Source organism: Planktothrix tepida PCC 9214, from assembly GCF_900009145.1.
Lineage (GTDB): Bacteria > Cyanobacteriota > Cyanobacteriia > Cyanobacteriales > Microcoleaceae > Planktothrix > Planktothrix tepida.
Genome location: NZ_LN889885.1, coordinates 1 through 454, shown reverse-complemented (window position 1 = coordinate 454; position 454 = coordinate 1). Strand labels below are relative to the sequence as shown.

Here is a 454-nt window from a genome sequence, read left to right as displayed (position 1 = left end):
TAAATTTTATCTACATGGACTGACTCAGGATAATACCCCGTATATTCTTTAAAAGCCTCTATTTGTGCTTTTAAATCACAGGATTCGTTAAAATTATCCCAACTAATTCGGTCAAGAAATACATATTCATCCAGACAACTCGCCGACAATTTGGCACCAAATTCTACTGAAGTTCCGGCTTTTCCTCGCACAATCGGACGAATATGAGGTTGGCTCAAACTGACGATTCTATCGGAAATACTCTGTTTGTTATTATCAAACATCCATTGCTGTTGACGGTAAACTTCTGATATTACTAATAAACTCTTATATTGCTTGTTATTTAAGCTATCCAGCGTTGCTCTATTGGCGATAAGTTGGTCTATATGTCCTAAGTTTCGTTTAATATATTGCAGTTGTTTTTTAACTGCCTTTCGTCTTTTTTGTCGGGAAGGTCGGCGTTGTTTGGCTATTT

The 454-nt window shown here is 36.6% G+C and carries 1 pseudogene; it reads right to left on the bottom strand.

Going from position 1 to position 454, the window contains the following annotated elements:
* Nucleotides 1-454: pseudogene (locus tag PL9214_RS29615) on the bottom strand (IS5/IS1182 family transposase); the annotation flags it as partial.